The organism is Thioalkalicoccus limnaeus, assembly GCF_041197575.1.
GTDB lineage: Bacteria > Pseudomonadota > Gammaproteobacteria > Chromatiales > Chromatiaceae > Thioalkalicoccus > Thioalkalicoccus limnaeus.
In genome coordinates, this window is record NZ_JBDKXB010000005.1 from 230,294 (window position 1) to 247,360 (window position 17,067).

Here is a 17,067-nt window from a genome sequence, read left to right on the forward strand (position 1 = left end):
ATGAAAGTCGTGCTTTTCTGTGGAGGTCTTGGGACGCGTCTTCGAGAGCATTCCGACACGATTCCCAAGCCGCTCGTAAACATTGGTTATCGGCCGATTCTCTGGCACTTGATGCGTTATTACGCGCATTTTGGGCACAATGAATTTATCCTCTGCTTGGGATATCGCGGTGACTTGATTAGAGAGTACTTTCTTAACTTCAATGAGTGTATGTCGAATGATTTTGTGCTTACTCAAGGTGGAGCCAAGGTAGAACTGCTATCACGGGATCTGGATGATTGGACGATCACGTTCGTGGACACGGGCCTGCATTCGAACATCGCTGGACGCTTGACGCGCGTCCGACGCTATCTGGAAGACGACGAGGTGTTCCTGGCGAATTATGCGGATGCGCTGACTGATCTTCCGCTTGATCAGCATGTGGAAGCGTTTCTCGACCAAGAGCTGGTCGCAAGTTTCGTTGCTGTTCCGACATCGCAGAGCTTTCACGGCGTGTACGCCGATGAGGAAGGCATCGTAACATCGTTCGGCAGTATGCAGGAGGCTAATTTTTGGATAAACGGCGGTTTTTTTTGCTTTCGTCGGGAGGTCTTTGATTTTATTCAAGAAGGCGAGGAGCTCGTGGAGAAACCGTTTCAGCGGTTGATTCAGCGCCGAAAATTGGGGGTGTTTCGCTATCGAGGCTTCTGGCAACAGATGGACACCTTCAAGGAGAAGATTGCATATGACCGTATGGAGGGGCGCGGCGAGTGCCCATGGATGGTATGGAAAGGCTAAGCGATAAGGGTATTTGAAAAGTGCGCAAGGTTCCCTTGTTTTCTGGTGAAGGGCCAACGCAGTTGCTTTGTATCGGTGCGCACAGCGACGATATAGAGATCGGATGCGGCGGGACCATCATCCGGATTCTTGAGGAATACAAAGAGCTGAGGGTCGTGTGGGTCGTATTGTCCGCGAATGAGGAGCGACGGGCTGAGGCGGAGGTAAGTGCCGGTCGGTTTTTGCAAAGGGCAAAAGAGACGCGTATTCTCGTTGCGGGGTTTCGGGACGGCTATTTTCCTTATATTGGTGCGGAAATCAAGGCTTACTTTGATTGGTTGAAAGGTGAGGTTTCCCCAGATCTAATATTCACGCATTTTCGTTCCGATCTCCATCAAGATCATCGTATCGCATCGGAGTTGACCTGGAATAGCTTCAGAGACCACCTGATCTTCGAATACGAGATTCCTAAGTATGATGGGGGTCTTTCCAGTCCGAATGTTCTTGTGGAGCTCAAGGCGGAGTACTGTCGTGAGAAGGTAAGACACCTACTTGACTGCTTTCCTTCCCAGCGTGGGAAAGCATGGTTTTCTGAGGAGACGTTTCTTGCGATTATGAGGTTGCGAGGGATGGAGGCAAACGCGAGCAGCAATTATGCTGAAGGCTTCTATTCGCGGAAACTCGTTGTGTAGGGGCGTTCCGGTATCGATGAGCCGTGCTGTGTTTCGTTCTGGGTGTATAGTTGTACGGACGCTCGGAAGAGCGGTGGTTCTCGTTGGTTAGCGAATGTGATAGCTATTGTGATGACGTACGATACGACTATTGGGCTTTCTGGCGAAGAGCTGCGGGGACGAGCCGCGAGGCTTATTCCTGGAGGTTGCCATACGTACGCGAAGGGTGACGACCAGTTTCCTGCGATAGCGCCGCCATTTATTGTGCGGGGATCGGGATCGCATGTTTGGAGCTGCGACGGGCGCGAGTATATTGAATATGGCATGGGATTGCGTGCAGTGACTCTTGGGCACGCTTTCCCGCCCATATTGGAAGCCGCCATCAGGGAGCTTGCCAAGGGCAGCAATTTCACTCGTCCGTCGCCGGTCGAGGTGGAATGCGCGGAGTGCTTGCTCGAGATGGTCCCAGGCGCGGAAATGGTGAAGTTCTGCAAGGACGGCTCTCACGCTGTTGATGGGGCTATCCGTCTAGCTCGCGCGTTTACCGGTCGTGATCTTATCGCGGTTTGTGGCGATCATCCATTTTTTTCCACGAGTGACTGGTTTATTGGAACTACGGAAATGAGCGCTGGCATTCCAGATGCAACAAAGCGTCTGGTGCTGAAGTTCCGGTACAACGATATCGATGACCTGGAAGCGTTGTTTGCTCTCCACCCGAAGCAGATAGCTTGTGTCATTATGGAGGCCGCGCGCACCGAGGAACCCCATGAGGGATACCTGGCAGAGGTAAGAAAGCTTGCAGATCGGTACGGCGCTGTCCTCGTGTTCGATGAGATGATCACGGGGTTTCGGTGGCATAACGGCGGCGCTCAGGGAGTTTACAAAGTGACACCAGACCTGAGCACTTTCGGTAAAGCTCTGGCGAATGGGTTTTCCGTATCTGCGCTTTGTGGGCGGCGTGAACTTATGAAACTGGGGGGCAGTCAGCATGATCGGGAGCGTGTTTTTCTGCTGTCGACAACCCATGGAGCAGAGGCTCACGAACTCGCGGCAGCATTGGCGACGATGAAGTATTACCAGGCGCATCCGGTCGTGGGAACCCTTTATGAGCGGGGTGCGCGGCTGCGGGCAGGGTTTGTGGAGGCTGTTTGTGAGTTCGGCCTCTACGGTCATGTTGAGGTGGTGGGTCGCGATTGCAATTTGCTGTTCGTGACCAGGGACGCAGAAGGGCGTCCAAGCCAAGCGTTGCGGGCGCTGTTTATGCAAGAGCTTGTTCGCCATGGTGTCCTCGCGCCTTCTTTCGTTGTCAGCTACTCACATTCGGAAGATGATATCGACAAGACTGTCGACGCCGTCCGGGCGGCGCTTCGGGTTTACGGGCGCGCATTAGAGGATGGTGTGGAAAAATACCTGGTCGGTCGGCCGGTGATGCCAGTGTTCAGGCGTCATGGATGATGGCGCCCTATAACAGCGAGTTTGGGGCGAGCGAAGCCACCACACGATAATAGGGGAAGCCGCTCAATCAAGCCATAACGGAAATACCGCCGGCTTTGTCCGAGCGGCGGTAGGGATTTGGCATCCTTTACGTCCCTGGGATCTAGGGCCGGCAATCGCCTAGTTCTGGCTGGATCGACCGTTGGTGCAGCTTCCTGAGGTCTTCGTTGTGTCTCTAGGACCCACCAGTGCTATTCCGAGGATGGGAATGAAATGCGTTTGGTTACGCCGTGGTTTGGTTCGTTCGCTCGGCAGGCCTTCCGGGCCGGCATGATGGAAGCGCAGGAGATCCTTGTAGGTTGTGCAGGTGCCGAGCCAATAGATCTGGTGCCGGACAGTAGCTTTGCTTGGAAAGCTTCGGTTCACCATCGGCTTGCACATTTGCCGGGGTTCGAGGCGTTAGCTAAGGCGAACGTTGGTCTGCGTGCGGCGGAGCTTGGAGGAACATGCGATGTGTTTATCGCCGTTTTTCCGTATTGGAGGGACCTTCATTGGATCAATGCCATAAAGAGATGGAGGAGTCGCTGTGGGACGGCGATCTGTTGGATCGATGAGCTTTGGGTGAGGGAAATCCCGGGTGTGAAGCATTGGTTTCGCTGGTTGGATGACTTTGACCATATCTTCGTAGGTGTCCCGGGCTCGGAGCATGCCTTAAGCAAAGCGCTCGGGCGGCCTTGTCACTTGCTTGTGGGGGCAGTTGACACACTGAAATTTCGGCCTATCTCGAATTACGCGGCACGAGGGATAGACGTTTACAGTGTCGGGCGACGTGTAGATGCAGTGCACAAGGAACTGCTCCGGCTTGAACAAGAAGAGGGGATCTTTTATGTCTTCGATACCCTGCATAGTGGCGAAAGCAGGATGGACGATTACTCTTCTCATCGGCAAATGTACGCGAATTTGTGCAAGCGTAGTCGGGTTTTCATCGTTGCGCCCGGTAAAGTCGACCAGGTGAGGCAGACGGGCGGGCAGGCTGATATTGGTTACCGATATTTTGAGGGTGTGGCCGCGGGGGCAGTGCTGGTTGGAAGCGCTCCGGATGCGGACGCGTTCCGTAGTAATTTCGATTGGAAGGATTCGATCGTTGAAATCCGAGCGGATGGAAGGAACGCTTATGGTGTGGTGAGGGATCTTCTGGCTGATACGGGGCGACTTGAGGCGATTAGCGTACAGAACATGGTCATGGCGCTACGTCGTCACGACTGGGCTCACCGGTGGCTGACAATGTTTGAGCGTGCCGGTTTGCCGGAGCCGACTGGTCTGGTGAGAAGAGTTGCAAGATTGGAGGAAGCAGCGCGGGCGGCAAGGGTAGTGTGAGGGCGGGAAAGTTGGTGGTTAAATGGCCCCGCTATCGGCGTGCCAGTGTTTCTGAGATGGCGGCGTCGTTATCGCGGAGATTCTCACGGTACGTCAGCTAGGCGAACGTCAGGCAAAGAAACTGATCGAGGCATGTGAACGATTTGACCTTTTGATGACCATTAGACGGCTCGACGCACTGACGAAACAGCGGCGGCGGAAGATGCCCGCGACCGGTGCCAAAAGCAGTTTACGAGCGAACATGCGTCCGCCTCCACCGCGGGTAGGATGGGGTAGAAGGCTCGCGGACCGAGCACCCGTGGTTCGAGTCGATGTTCAGAAAACCTGTTCAGTTAACATCAAACCTCATGTGGCCGCGCCAAGCGCACACATAATAACGGGACGCTAGTCTAGTGGACGCAACTTGCAAATCGTCGACTCTACTGCGACAGGCCGAACCCTACCACAGCTGCGACCGCGATAACATTGCGTTGGTGGGTTCTCGGCGGCGGCTGAAGCCGCTCCATCAGGGGAGTTCTGCGATGGATCTCCGCAGGTCTGGCGAGCCGAATTTATGAGCGCGAGAGATCGGTTCGAGTTTCTAGTTGGTAATCCGGCCGCGGGCAGTGATTTTGGGCGAAAAACCGTTCGTAGCGGCGCTTACGCCCTCGCGGGTGAGGGTGTCGATTTCTTTATAAGGTTGGCCTCTGTGGTGATTCTGGCGCGATTGCTCCTACCCGAGCACTTCGGTCTTATCGCCATGGTCACAGCCGTCACAATGATCGCCGAGCGCTTTAAGGACCTTGGTCTCACCGCCGCCGCGATTCAGAGTCCGACGCTCTCGCATGAGCAAGCGAGCACCCTATTTTGGGTGAATGTCGGCGCGGGGTGGTTGATGGCGGGATGTGTAGCAGGCCTCGCCTACCCATTGGTGCTTTTTTACGACGATCCAAGGCTGTTCCACATCACGCTAGCCATTGCCTTGACATTTCTCTGGAGCGGTTTCGCCAGCCAGCATTATGCGCTGCTTCGGCGCGCGATGAAGTACCGGGAGATTGCTGTCATTCAGGTGGCAGCGAGTGTGTTGAGCGTCATCGTTGCGGTCGCGATGGCGATGAACGGTTTCGGTTATTGGGCACTTGTTGGCCGCGAGGTCGCCCGGAGCATCTTCCTGTCGGTCGGTGCCTGGATATTCCTTCCCTGGATACCGGGCGGGCTCTGTCTGCGTTCGGGTGTCGGGAGGATGTTGAAGTTTGGAGCGGACATCACGGCGTTTAATTTTGTGTTTCTGGTGGCTCAGAGTATCGACCAATTGCTAGTCGGTAAGGTACTCGGGGCGCACGCGCTTGGAGTTTACCGGCAAGGTTATCAACTGGTGCTAGCACCCATGAACCAGCTAGCCTATCCGGTGCGGGTTGTGATGGAGTCGGCGCTTAGCCGTCTGCAACACGACGCAGAGGCGTACCGCCATTATTATCGTTACATGCTCACCGTGGTCGCTTTTGTGACCTTTCCGCTCGGGCTGTTCATGGCTACCTACTCAAAGGAACTCGTTACGGTTCTGTTGGGGCCGGCGTGGTTGGAGGCCATTCCAGTGTTTCGGATCCTCGCGATCGCGGCAACACTATATCCCGCAGGAGTTACGGCGGGTGCCGTGATGGTTACCTGCGGTTTATCGCGGCGTCTTTTTTGGATTGGGCTTGCGTCAGCGGTCGTGCTGGTGGCGCTTCTAGTGGCCGGGCTGCCTTTTGGTGTGGTGGGAATCGCCTCGGCTCATCTTGTGGCGACCTGGGTTTTTCTGATTCCCAAGCTCTACTGGAGCTTTCACGGGACGCCTATAAGCGTTCGTTTGTTTCTTATCGCCATTGCGAGGCCCGCCGCAGCTGCGGTCTTCATGGTGATTATTCTGGTCGCATGGAAGATAACAACAGGCGCGACTCCGGGCTTGGCGACCTTGGCAGCGGGGCTGTTAGTGGGGGTAGTTAGTTACGCTGCCGCTTGGTTCATCATTCCCGGAGGAAGGGCAGAGCTGTACGAAATCTACGATCGGATTGCCGCGCGCCTTGGCCTGCAAAAGTATGTGCCAGCATGGGCGCTCAGGATTATCCGCGGGCGTTCAGTTTAGAAAGAGGAGTGACGTGGTCGTGGTCAAGCATAAGCACTCTCAGTTAGCCGCTCTGCTCATGAAAGAGCTCAGCGCCCTCCCGCTCAATGGTGCGCGGGTCCTCGAGGTGAATTGTGAGCGGGGCTGGTTCGCCGGGCAGTTGCAGGGCTGTTCAAGTTTCTTGGGTATAGATCCGTCCGCTGAAATGGTCGCCGAGGCTCAGGCTCATTTCCCGCACGCCAAGTTCTTCGCGAGCGAGTTTCTCCCTTGGGAGGCGCCGGAGCAATCCTTCGACTTAATCCTGTATGTTGACAAGATCGCGCACACGCCTGACCAGGAGGCCGTGTTGGAGAAGATGGGGCGTCTTGTCAGACCCGGAGGGCATCTCGTTTTGACAACCGAGAACCCCTTCGTGTACTCCAGGATCTGCTGGATCAGGCCGCCGGCCGCGGGTGAGTTTCGGCGTTGGCTAACTAACAAAGAGCTTCACGCCATGCTCGGGCGTTCAGGGTGGAGGGTTGAGCGCTCCTACACTGTCCTGCCGGCCGGCGAGCTTGGTGTTTTGAAGATCATCAATGCGAGAAGGCTTAATGACCCGCTGCAGCGGATCCTTCCAGGGCGCTGGATCACCAGGGTCAAGGAGTGGGCCGGCTTGGGTCAATTTCGGGTCGTTGTCGCTCAGCGATCCACCTCGGTGTAACAGGAACACTGAGAGTGGCCAGATCATATCCTCCCACGATCGCGCTTTTCGGGATCTTTGGCGCCGATAACTTCGGGAATGATGGGTCCCTCGTTGCGATGCTGAACCATCTTAGGGCGACCTGCGAGGGAGTGCGGGTCTCCGCAATCTGCACGTATCCGCATATTGTGGAAGCCCGTCATGGCGTTCCCGCGATTCCGATTCGGGAGGCGCTCGAATATCGGCGCTCTTCAAGCTTTGCGATGCGCTTGCTACATAGGGTCTTTGTTCGACTCCCGTGGGACGTGAGAGCCTGGGTGAGGTGCGTCCTTTACATGCGGGAGGTGAACCTGTTGGTCATTCCGGGCACCGGTATCCTGGACGATTACGCGGTGTCGCCGGGTGACCTTCCTTATGGGTTATTCCGGTGGTGTGTGGCGGCGCGCCTGGCTGGGGCTAAGGTGTTGTTTGTCAGCGTCGGTGCCGGCCCGATCACCCACCCTACGAGCCGGTGGTTGATGAGGGCGGCCGCGCGACTCGCCGACTATCGTTCGTTTCGGGACCAGATCTCAAAAGATTTCATGACGAGCCTGGGACTTGACACCCGGCGGGACAGGGTATATCCCGATCTGACCTTCAGCCTTCCGCCCCCAACACCCCGTCTTCACGTCGGGGTCAGTAGAGAGCCGTCGGTGATCGGTGTTGGGGTAATGGCCTTTTATGGGTGGGCCAATGATCCTGTGCGGGGTGAGGTGACCTTTAGCTTATACGTAAATAAGATCGCTGATTTCGTTGTTTGGCTGCTGGGTTGCGGGTACTCGGTTCGGCTGATCCTGGGTGAGCGTGGAGATGCGGTGGCGGCGGATTTCATTATTCGTCGAGCCAAGAGCTTGGTAGGGTGCATCGAGGGGAAGCTGATCTGGTCCGCGCAGACGTCGGTGGAGGCGGTGCTGGCAGAAATTTCCTTGTCAGATATGCTGGTCGCGACAAGATTCCACAACCTCGTCTGGGGGGTGCTCCTCGACAAGCCAATGATCTCGCTCGGGTATCTCCCGAGGCATGCCGCCCTCATGCGGGATGTCGGGTTGGAGAAATATTGCCAGCAGATCGAAGATTTTGAGTTGAGGATCTTGATCGAGCACTTTAACGAAGTAAGGGATGATTGGTGTCGGCTGGAGAACCGTGTTAGGCAAAAGCGGCTAGAGTACCAGTGGTGGCTGCAACAACAGTACGACGGACCGTTGAGTCGCTTTTTTTGCGGGGCCTGAGGGCATAACGGTTTCGCAACGCGGAGGGACAGACATGGCGATTCGTTCGGTGATAAACGAGATAGCAAACGCTACAGAAGGCCTCGTACGCGTTGTTGTCCTGACGGTGATTCTGCGCCCAGCCGCCTACCTTCTTCCAAGGCGATGGGGGCTGGCCGTAGCGGAGGTGGTGTCCTTGGTATTGCTGCTGCTGCCTCGTCCCGGCGTGCCTGCATTTTTGGAGGCACGAGACGCTTTTGGTCTCGGGTACCTCGAAGCCCTTGGGCTCGCCCGGCGCCGACTGTTAAGGCCCTTAGCAGACTTCGTCATACTCAACCGTCTGTTATATGGGCGGGAGGATGTCGTCAAGTGGACAATCATCGAGAAAAATGCCGATGGTATTGCGCGGCTGCGGGCGACAGGAAAGTCATTTATCATTGCGACCGGACATTTCGGGCGCGCAGCGTTCGCCCCCATGTATTTTTCAGGGATCATTCCGGGTCGACGGATCCATGTTGGGGCGCCGATCCCGTCCGCAGTCAGCACCCTTGCCGAGAGGCAGGCTCGCTTGCAATATAGCGTGACGATGAGGGCTTTGTCGTCCTTACTGGACCGTGTAGACGACGTTGTATATGTGAGTCCGCAGCACCGCAGTCCAGCCCTACCAATTTACAAGAAGCTTAGAAGGGGCGGTACGGTGGTCTACGTACATGTAGACGCGCCTTGGGCCTGGCGCAAGTCTGATGGAGGCGTTCACGTGAGACCCTTCCTCGGAAACCGGCGTCGTGAGTTTGCGACGGGTGTCGCTCGTTTGGCGCAGCTCGCAAAGTGCCCAATTATAACCTGCGTTCCCTATCTCGAAAGCGACGGAACCGTTGTCCTGGAGTGGGGAGCCCCATTTATGGCCGGAGACGACGAAGTTGCGACAACGGATTGTCTGTTGGACGTGCTGGAGGTTGCAGTCGGGAATCGGCCCGACCATTACGTTTTGCCTGTAGGGAGGGACCGACGTTGGAGCTGTCAAAGGCAACGCTGGGAAGGGTCGAGATCGAGTCAGTCGGCAGGCGACTCAGAAAGCACTGAGCCTAGCGCATGAAGCACCGCTCCTGCGCGCACCTCTTTGCGTCCTTATGTTCTCTGATTGGCCTATTTTATAGAGTTGCCGTCCGGCGGAGCGACGTCCGGGCCTGTGGGGTACATGAATGTGGGGACGTTTGCGGGGTTCGGTAATCGACTGGCTCAGCCGAGGCTGGATTGTTAGGAAGCAATGCCGAGTTCTGACGCTTCGGGCGAAGGTAGCTCTGGCTCTTTTCCTGCTGATCGCGGCGATGATGGTTGCGCGAGGGGTTCACCCTTTTCTTGCGATTACGGAGCCCGTGGGTGCCCAGGTCCTCATTGTCGAAGGATGGATACCAGAACGTGCCTATGTGGAGGTCGCCGATGTGTATCGCCACGGTGGCTATGCGCATCTCCTCGTCGTGGTCGGAGTGTACGATGGCGACGACCTCTACGACGGCTCGTTCTATGACGACTACCTGCGGTCAGTCGTGGTGAAGCAAGGCGTTCCGGCGGAATCTGTTCGAGTGGTGATCGCTCCGGTTACTCGGCGTGATCGTACCCATCATGGTGCTCGCGTCGCGCGCCGCTTTCTTGTAGACAGTGGGCAATCCTTGGAGTCGGTCGATGTCGCAACCTTGGGCGCCCACGCGAGGCGAACCCGCTTGTTATACCAGCAGGCGTTCGGTGATCAAACAGAAGTCGGCATTGTCGCACTGGCCGAGCAGACGTACGATACTCAGCACTGGTGGCGATACAGCGCGGGGATTCGCGATGTTTTTTCGGAGACGCTGGGGTATGGCTATGCTCGGTTTTTTTTTCGCCCTCCTGATCCCCCCGAGGACGACGCGCCCTTCGAAATCCCGGAGAGACGGAACCAAGGGCGTTTGGATCCAAGGGCGTAGTGACGGGGGGTATCTGTCTCGGATGGCTGGAAGGCGGCGGCGGGGGCTTGGGAGTCACTGAGGGGTTCGGGGTCCTCTGTGTGGGGCAGCAAGGCCGCATGCCCCAAACGTCGCCCGGGCGGAGGAAGCAGTGATAGGGAACAGGGGGGGCTCGCCTGTAATGGCGGCCATCGGTCGCGTTTCCCGCCGATCATGCGAGGTAAAACGCTGATCTCGAGAGGTATTGGCGCCGATACCCTACGATGATAACGGGCCTGGGCCAGAATCATGGGCAAGGCCGAACAGGGGAATAACTGGTTGCCCTTGGTCCGTGTGGAATTTTGCTAGGACGATCAATAGATCATCGTCTCTTTGCAGTTTGGGAGTACCAGGCTATGAAGATCACCGTTGTCGGCGGAGGCCGCATGGGACTTCCGCTCGCTTGCGCTTTTGGAAAGCGCGGCGCTAACGTCATAGTTAGTGACATCAATCCCGCGATCGTTGAGCTGATCCAAACAGGGTTGAGCCCTTATGAGGAGCCTGGTCTGCCAGGCCTTATGGCGGAACTGCATGAAGCGGGGCGGCTGACTGCGACGACAGATACGGCACATGCCGTCTCCCTGTCGGACGCAGTAATCGTTATCGTGCCTGCCCACCTAACCCCTGACCGTGATATCGATTTCAGCATTCTCCGGCAAGCATCGGCGGAGGTTGGGCAGGGCCTGAGGCCAGGTACCCTGGTGGTCTACGAGACCACCGTGGCGGTCGGAGGCACTCGGCGATGCCTCATCCCGGTGTTGGAGGAGCACAGTGGACTGCGAGCGGGCGATGACTTCCTTGTCGCCTACAGTCCGGAGCGGGTCAAGGCCAATCTCGTCCTGGCTCGCCTCGAGACCACCCCCAAGGTTGTCGGCGGTCTGGACACCGCGTCCCGCGCGCGGGCGGTCGAGCTGTATAGCCGCTACCTCGGTGCCCCCGTTGACGACGTCGGTTCCATTGAGGCCGCCGAGATGACCAAGCTGCTCGGCATGCTCTATCGGGATGTCAACATCGCCTTGGCGAATGAGCTAGCCGCCTTTTGCGAGGTGGCCGGTGTCGACTTTGGCCGGGTCCGTGCCGCGGCCAATACCGATGGCGAGGCCAATCTCCTTCTGCCTGGAATTGGTGTTGGCGGGCATTGCACGCCCGTCTATCCGTACTTTCTCACCCGCGAATCACGCCGGCTCGGCATCACCCAGCGCCTATCCGAGGCGGCGCGGGAGATCAACGATGAGCAACCGGCCACGCAGCTCGACCGAGTCGCTCACGTCTGGAAGCCCCTCGCCGGCCACCGGGTGCATATCCTCGGCCTCGGCTTCCGCCCTGGAGTCAAGGTGGACACCTTCAGCCCCGCGTATAAGCTCAGGCGCGAACTCGCGCTACGCGGCGCCCATGTCACCATCGAGGACCCCCACTACGACGATGAAGAGCTCAAAGCCGCGGGTTTTGATCCAGGCCGGGTGGAAGGCGCCGCGGTCGCCGTGCTGAACACCGCCCATCCCGAGTTCGCGCATCCTGACTTCTCCGCCTGGCACGGGGCGGGTCTCGAGGTCGCTTTGGACGGTCGCAATCTCTGGAGCCAAGAGGAGGCCGAGGTGGCGGGCATCCTCTATTTCGGTATAGGACGGTCCTCTCGCCGTGAGCGCGGATGAAGAGGATCGATCCCTGTCTGCGCATCTAAGCCGAGCTCGACGCCAACCTCTTCCAAGCGGGCATCAAGGTCAGCGATAGGGGTTTTCAGAGCATCAGCCCAACGCCCGACGAGTTTCATGGCGAAAGAGCCGTGAAGTGCACCCCACGCTGTCCAATTCAATTACGGACGGCCGCTTTAGGGACAAATTGCCGGGCTCCGTCCGAAAAGCAACGGGGTCTACTATTGGTCAGCGATCAAACGATCGACTAGGTTGAGATACACTTTCTGGTGCTCGCTCCAGCGAAAAGGCTTTCCAAACCGCTTGGTCGCCTGCGCCGCAAGCCAGGAGCGCCGATCCGGATCCCGATGCAAGGCGGTTATGGCGTCGGCCAGGGATGCGCTGTCCTCCGCCTCGAAGAACTGCACCATTTCCTCGTCGAAGTAACGGGAAATGGTGCCTGTCTTCGGGACGATGCACGGAATACCCATGGCGACGTATTCGAGCAGCTTGGTGGGGAGCATGATGTCCGTGCCGCTGCAGACGCGCAACGGGATTAAGCCCACATCCGCGTCTTCCACCATTGCTGGTATGCGCTCCACCGGTACGAACCCCTCGCTGAACGTCACAATGTCCTGCAATCTCAGGCGGTCACGCAGCCGGATCAGTTCCTCGCGCTCCTCACCAGCCCCGATAATCCGAAACTTCATTTCGGGAATCGCCTCCTTGGCCTTCGCAACGGCCTCAATGGCAATATCGAGCCCCAGCCGTCGTGCGAGGGTTCCGTGGTAAACGAGGACGAAGGGCGATCCTTCCGGTTTTGGCCTGAGCGTCGAACGCGGAGCAAAGATCCGCTCGTCTGGCAGATTCATGAGCACATGGATCTTCTCGTGGGGAATGCCGCGCCCGGTCAGGATGTCTCTCAGCCGCTCCTCCACCGTGAGCACGGCCGAGGCGAATCTCCCAGCCCATCGCTCTTGGGCTTTGAGTGCTCGGACCCCCCAGTGCCCCTCGCCCGAGGAGAACTTCTCCAGATACAGCTCCGGCATCAGATCGTGGATGTCGTGGATTATTGGCCGACCGAGGAGACGCGGAAGCCAGGCAGCGAAGACTAGGAAGTCCGGCATGTTGTTGATGTGGACGAGGCGATACCGAAGCGGGTGCGCCAGCAGATGCAGTGAGATCATCACGAAGAATAGGCTGTAATCAGCTAGGTACTCCGCCACGGAGTTGCACTTGTTCCGCAGGCCGATGGTCTTGATGACATCCACACCGGCGATCGTCTCGCGATTTGGCTCTCCGGGTTGACGCCGCGCGAGAAAGACGACCCGATGGCCCTGCTCGACGAGCGCCTCTGCTTCGCGTTTTACTCGTGGGTCTCGGCGGTAATTCGTATAGGCCGCCATCAGAACATAGGCCATCTCGACGTACCCTCTAGGCTAGGATCAGTTTATAGTAAACGGCGATTTCGCGGCGTCATTGTGCCGCCGTGCTCAGCCCGCTGCGCTCAAGAAGGGCCTGCCATTCCTCGTGGCTCCGCGGCACCCGTGTGGTTGCCGTGTCCATCGTGGACCCCGTCGTGATCGGAGCAGGGACCATTGTCCGCACCTCCCGCGCGCAAAAGTCAGAGCGCCAGCCAGTTCCGGCTGCGGAACGACTATTGATCCCTCTCTGGCTCGGTGCAACGGCCGAGGATCATTGTGCGTCCGTCCTTGATCGGCAGATACACGTCGACCATATGCATTGTAGCTACTTCCCACAACGCGGCGCCCTGCGTCAGTCTCGGCGCGAGGGCGCGCAGGCGCTACTCAAGCGTGACTTGCTAAGGAGTTATGGTGATTTCTGGTGTACGGCGTAGGCCGGCAGGGTTGGCGTATCCTGTTGACTGATCACCGCCAAGATCACAGTCAACAGAGGTAGATACGCGTTGCCCGAGTCTACACTGAGAGCTCTTTCGCAACCAGAGATCGGGGAAGCCGACCCGCTGCACACTCTGCTACGCGCTGGCAAAGAGTACGCAAGGAAAGCGACCAAGAATTGCGTCTCGATACCGTCATCCCGCTGACGCAAGGGCGGGGCCTCAGCAGTTTGGCGCCGGAAGCAGAATAACGCTGTCAAATCGCTGGATACCAAACTTAGGAGAGCCACATTGGTATTCAGATGCCGATCTCCTTGTTTGCCGCGCACACGCGAGGATCAGTAGTCCCGTGTGCCTGCTGACTTATTCAATAGCCCATCAATTTGGTCGAACATGAAGTCTGTGAATGGCATAGCGCAAGTAAAAGCTGGTGAAACGGCGTTCAAGACATGAAACGACCGGTCATCACCCTCGAACCGGAAGTCCATCACGAGGTGGCGATTTCTCGTGTCGTATAGCTGCGCGCGGATGCCGGGAGCGCCCCATTGCCGGCACAGCTCTGGCTCGATGCCGGTGGCCAGGCGATTAGCGAGCGTAATAATATGCTTGCGTGAGTACTTTCTGAGCTCCTCGAGTGCGAGGCGCCGAAAGTCAAACTCATTGCGCCACCATAGGCCCAACTCGCAGGGCACGATCTCCGCCAGATCTCGAAAACTAAAATTCTCCAAGCCACAATAGTGTTCACGCCAGAGGCAGGGGATAGCCGTTGGTCCAATCTTGATTCTACCCGACGCCGTTAAGGTGATATGAACACCGAGAAAAGGGTTGCGTAGATCGGGAACTGGATAGATATTCGTCCGAAACGCCGACGCTGGCTCATCGCTGTATAAATATAGACCTTTGAATGGTAAAATTGCATAGTCTAACCCAAAGCCAAAATCCTTTGCGATACGGTCGGCGTAGAGGCCCGCTGCGTTGATTAGATAGCCTACTGACCAATATCCGTCCGCTGTTTCGACTTTCCCATTTCGAGATCCAACGTAGGCATTATTCGCCCGAAACTCGACGCCAAGGGCGGCTGCATCCTTGACCAAGGCACCCATTACAGCTTTTGGATCGACTGAAGCCGTTGCCGGCGAATAGAGCGCGCGCTCAAACGTCTTTGCCCGCGGTTCGATCTCCCGCGCCTCCGCGGCGCTAATCTCGTCGAGGTCTACTCCGTTCTCCTTGCCGCGGCGAAAAAGCTTCTCAAGGGTCTCCAGCTCGGTGTCGTCATTTGCAACGACAAGCTTCCCGCAACGATTGATCGGTAGGCCACGCTCAATGCAGTAGGCCGTCAATCGCTCGTTTCCTTCGCGTGTAAAGCGGGCTTTCAAGCTATCCGTAGAATAATAGAAGCCGGCGTGCAGAACCCCGCTATTTCGGCCGCTCGCGTGCAGGGCAAGCTGCCTCTCTTTTTCAACAAGCACCACACGGGCATCTGGGTGACGGCGCTTAGCCTGAAGGGCCATCATTACCCCGATGATGCCGCCTCCGATCACGAAAAAATCAGCTGTTTGAATCGACTTCAAGCTAAACCTCTGATATCCCATTGATATCCGTAGTTAGGGGCGCGGAAGTGGGGGAACAAGCAGTGTCTGCAGGATTTCCCTTTCGGCTCGATAAACCGTAAGGTCTTGGCATTGGTGCTTCTTCGCCCGACTGGCGCGTCTAGCTTTGCCTCGCTCGTGGGGCACTGGTTTACTGCCGACGCGAACTCTACCTGTGATCCGGCCAAGATCGCCCGAGGCATGCCTCGCGATGCTCCGCGTCAGACCGGAGAGCGAGGCGCTGGGCCAAGGTGAGCTAGGGACGTAGTAGTAGGAGGCCACAATGACGGGTTGCTGACCGAAAGCAGAGACCATGGCCGCGAACTGTCTCGCACGGCGATTTAACCGCTAACAGATGCTGTGGTCGGCGACATCCTGTATACCCGGATTCGTTCTTATGCGGCCCCGCGCTGCTGTAACACGACGATAACGGTCTTGAGTAGAATTCGAATATCAGTGAGCACAGTCCAATGTCGTGCGTATTGGAGATCGAGGCGAACCATGTCATCAAAGGTAACAGCACCCCTGCCCTCGACTTGCCAGAACCCTGTTATTCCCGGCTTCACCTCGAGAATGCGCCTGAGATGCCACGCGCTGTAGCTTTCCACCTCGTAGGGTATCGGCGGACGTGGACCAACGAGGCTCATATCGCCTCTTAAAACGTTAAACAGCTGTGGTAACTCGTCGATGCTGGTCTGTCGAAGGAAGCGCCCAACAGGCGTAATGCGGGGGTCTGCCTCTATTTTGAACCAAGCTTTCCTTTCGCACATCGCCTCATCCTTCTCATCTCTAGCCATCAACGCCTTTACGTGCCTACGATGCAGGCTTTGGTCTGCGTCGGCTCTCATCGAGCGAAACTTGAGGAACTTAAAGGGTTTGCCATCTTTTCCGAGGCGAACCTGCCGGAAAATAATCGGCCCGCTTGACGTAAGCTTAACGGCCAGGGCAGCTGCGATCATGACCGGGGCAAGCAGCAGGATGCCGATCAACGAGCCGCATAGATCCAGTAGTCGTTTAGAAATAAGCTGGGATTTTGACGCGATTCTCGGGTCACAGTCGATGAATAGCGCCGGGACTCTGGGTCGATGCGATTCAACGAAGGAGGAAGCTGATTCAGAATAGGACAGCAGCTGGAACGTAAGCGCATGCCCTGCGGTGTCGGTCTTCTCTTTCGATTTGATTCGGCCAATGCACTCCCTCGCGCCATGCTCATCAGTGTCTAGCAGTATCGCGATCTGATTGTGCGCATACCAGCCGAGCAAATCCGTCTCACGAATATGATTCTGGAGTCTTCCGGACAATTCAAAGAGTTCCTCCGGGGATGTGCGCCAACCTTCGCCGAGTGAAACGAGCACCATGCAAACCTTGGCGTCTGTTCGTATCGCTTTAAGCTGCTCGCGTCTTGCCGCCTCGAGAAATACGCTTCTTGGCAATAGACGTGGGCGCGCCTTGCCCGTCCAAGCCAGGACGCGAGGGCGAGTCGGATGAACGGAGGACGAGGCAGTGGCTTGGCCTCGCGGTTGATCAGCACCCGCGTGCGCGTCCGGACACGACCGCTCATGACCGCTCAATTCAGGGCTTAGGCGGTCCGTTTTCGGTAGAGGGCTCTGAAAATGTGCTCGCGTCACAGCGCTTCTCCACATACCATTTTTGTCGGCGGCGTGAATGCACGGAGATGACAAACGGAGGAACCATTCGCCCCGCGGCTAAGGGGTCCGATGTCCTGGTTTACCCCGCTCATTGGTTCATGTCCTTTGTGTCTA

General features: G+C 57.2%; 12 protein-coding genes and 1 pseudogene. 9 read left to right on the forward strand and 4 right to left on the reverse strand.

Features of this window, described 5'->3' with window-relative positions; translation table 11 throughout:
* From ABC977_RS06570 to ABC977_RS06585, 4 genes are all read left to right on the forward strand, one after another.
* Positions 1–777: a sugar phosphate nucleotidyltransferase gene (locus ABC977_RS06570; protein ID WP_369666436.1), complete on the forward strand. Its 777-nt coding sequence runs from the start codon at positions 1–3 to the stop codon at positions 775–777.
* 20 nt (positions 778–797) lie between these two features.
* Positions 798–1,448 carry a PIG-L deacetylase family protein gene (locus ABC977_RS06575; RefSeq protein ID WP_369666437.1) on the forward strand — a complete coding sequence of 217 codons (651 nt, stop codon included), beginning with the start codon at positions 798–800 and terminating at the stop codon, positions 1,446–1,448.
* Positions 1,449–1,559: 111 nt separating this feature from the next.
* Positions 1,560–2,882: a glutamate-1-semialdehyde 2,1-aminomutase gene (locus tag ABC977_RS06580; RefSeq protein WP_369666438.1), complete on the forward strand. Its 1,323-nt coding sequence runs from the start codon at positions 1,560–1,562 to the stop codon at positions 2,880–2,882.
* 252 nt (positions 2,883–3,134) lie between these two features.
* On the forward strand, positions 3,135–4,238 hold the full coding sequence (locus ABC977_RS06585; RefSeq protein ID WP_369666439.1) for a glycosyltransferase: 1,104 nt from the start codon (positions 3,135–3,137) through the stop codon (positions 4,236–4,238).
* Positions 4,239–4,335: 97 nt separating this feature from the next.
* Here the strand turns inward: ABC977_RS06585 and ABC977_RS06590 are convergent.
* Positions 4,336–4,434, reverse strand: a pseudogene (locus tag ABC977_RS06590) (DUF4372 domain-containing protein); the annotation flags it as partial.
* A 357-nt stretch (positions 4,435–4,791) separates the two neighbouring features.
* On the opposite strand from ABC977_RS06590, the gene ABC977_RS06595 reads away from it, so the two are divergent.
* The 5 genes from ABC977_RS06595 to ABC977_RS06615 all read left to right on the forward strand — a co-directional run bounded on the left by ABC977_RS06595 (position 4,792) and on the right by ABC977_RS06615 (position 11,878).
* A complete protein-coding gene (locus ABC977_RS06595) occupies positions 4,792–6,342 on the forward strand; it encodes a lipopolysaccharide biosynthesis protein (RefSeq protein WP_369666440.1) in 1,551 nt (516 codons plus the stop codon).
* A 19-nt stretch (positions 6,343–6,361) separates the two neighbouring features.
* Entirely contained in the window at positions 6,362–7,021 is a 660-nt protein-coding gene (locus tag ABC977_RS06600) for a class I SAM-dependent DNA methyltransferase (protein WP_369666441.1), read from the forward strand.
* 14 nt (positions 7,022–7,035) lie between these two features.
* Positions 7,036–8,268, forward strand: coding sequence for a polysaccharide pyruvyl transferase family protein (locus ABC977_RS06605; protein WP_369666442.1), 1,233 nt, complete (start codon positions 7,036–7,038; stop codon positions 8,266–8,268).
* A gap of 1,181 nt (positions 8,269–9,449) precedes the next feature.
* Positions 9,450–10,208, forward strand: coding sequence for a hypothetical protein (locus ABC977_RS06610; RefSeq protein ID WP_369666443.1), 759 nt, complete (start codon positions 9,450–9,452; stop codon positions 10,206–10,208).
* Between the two features lie 374 nt (positions 10,209–10,582).
* Complete coding sequence (locus ABC977_RS06615) at positions 10,583–11,878, forward strand: nucleotide sugar dehydrogenase (RefSeq protein WP_369666444.1); 1,296 nt, start codon at positions 10,583–10,585, stop codon at positions 11,876–11,878.
* Between the two features lie 221 nt (positions 11,879–12,099).
* Here ABC977_RS06615 and ABC977_RS06620 read toward each other — a convergent pair whose 3' ends face one another.
* From ABC977_RS06620 to ABC977_RS06630, 3 genes are all read right to left on the reverse strand, one after another.
* Positions 12,100–13,278 carry a glycosyltransferase family 4 protein gene (locus ABC977_RS06620; protein WP_369666445.1) on the reverse strand — a complete coding sequence of 393 codons (1,179 nt, stop codon included), beginning with the start codon at positions 13,276–13,278 and terminating at the stop codon, positions 12,100–12,102.
* Between the two features lie 775 nt (positions 13,279–14,053).
* The gene (lhgD, locus tag ABC977_RS06625; protein WP_369666446.1) at positions 14,054–15,286 is read right to left on the reverse strand and encodes an L-2-hydroxyglutarate dehydrogenase; all 1,233 of its coding nucleotides are present in this window, start codon (positions 15,284–15,286) and stop codon (positions 14,054–14,056) included.
* A gap of 413 nt (positions 15,287–15,699) precedes the next feature.
* Positions 15,700–16,662, reverse strand: coding sequence for a sugar transferase (locus tag ABC977_RS06630; RefSeq protein ID WP_369666447.1), 963 nt, complete (start codon positions 16,660–16,662; stop codon positions 15,700–15,702).
* Between the last annotated feature and the right edge of the window lie 405 nt (positions 16,663–17,067).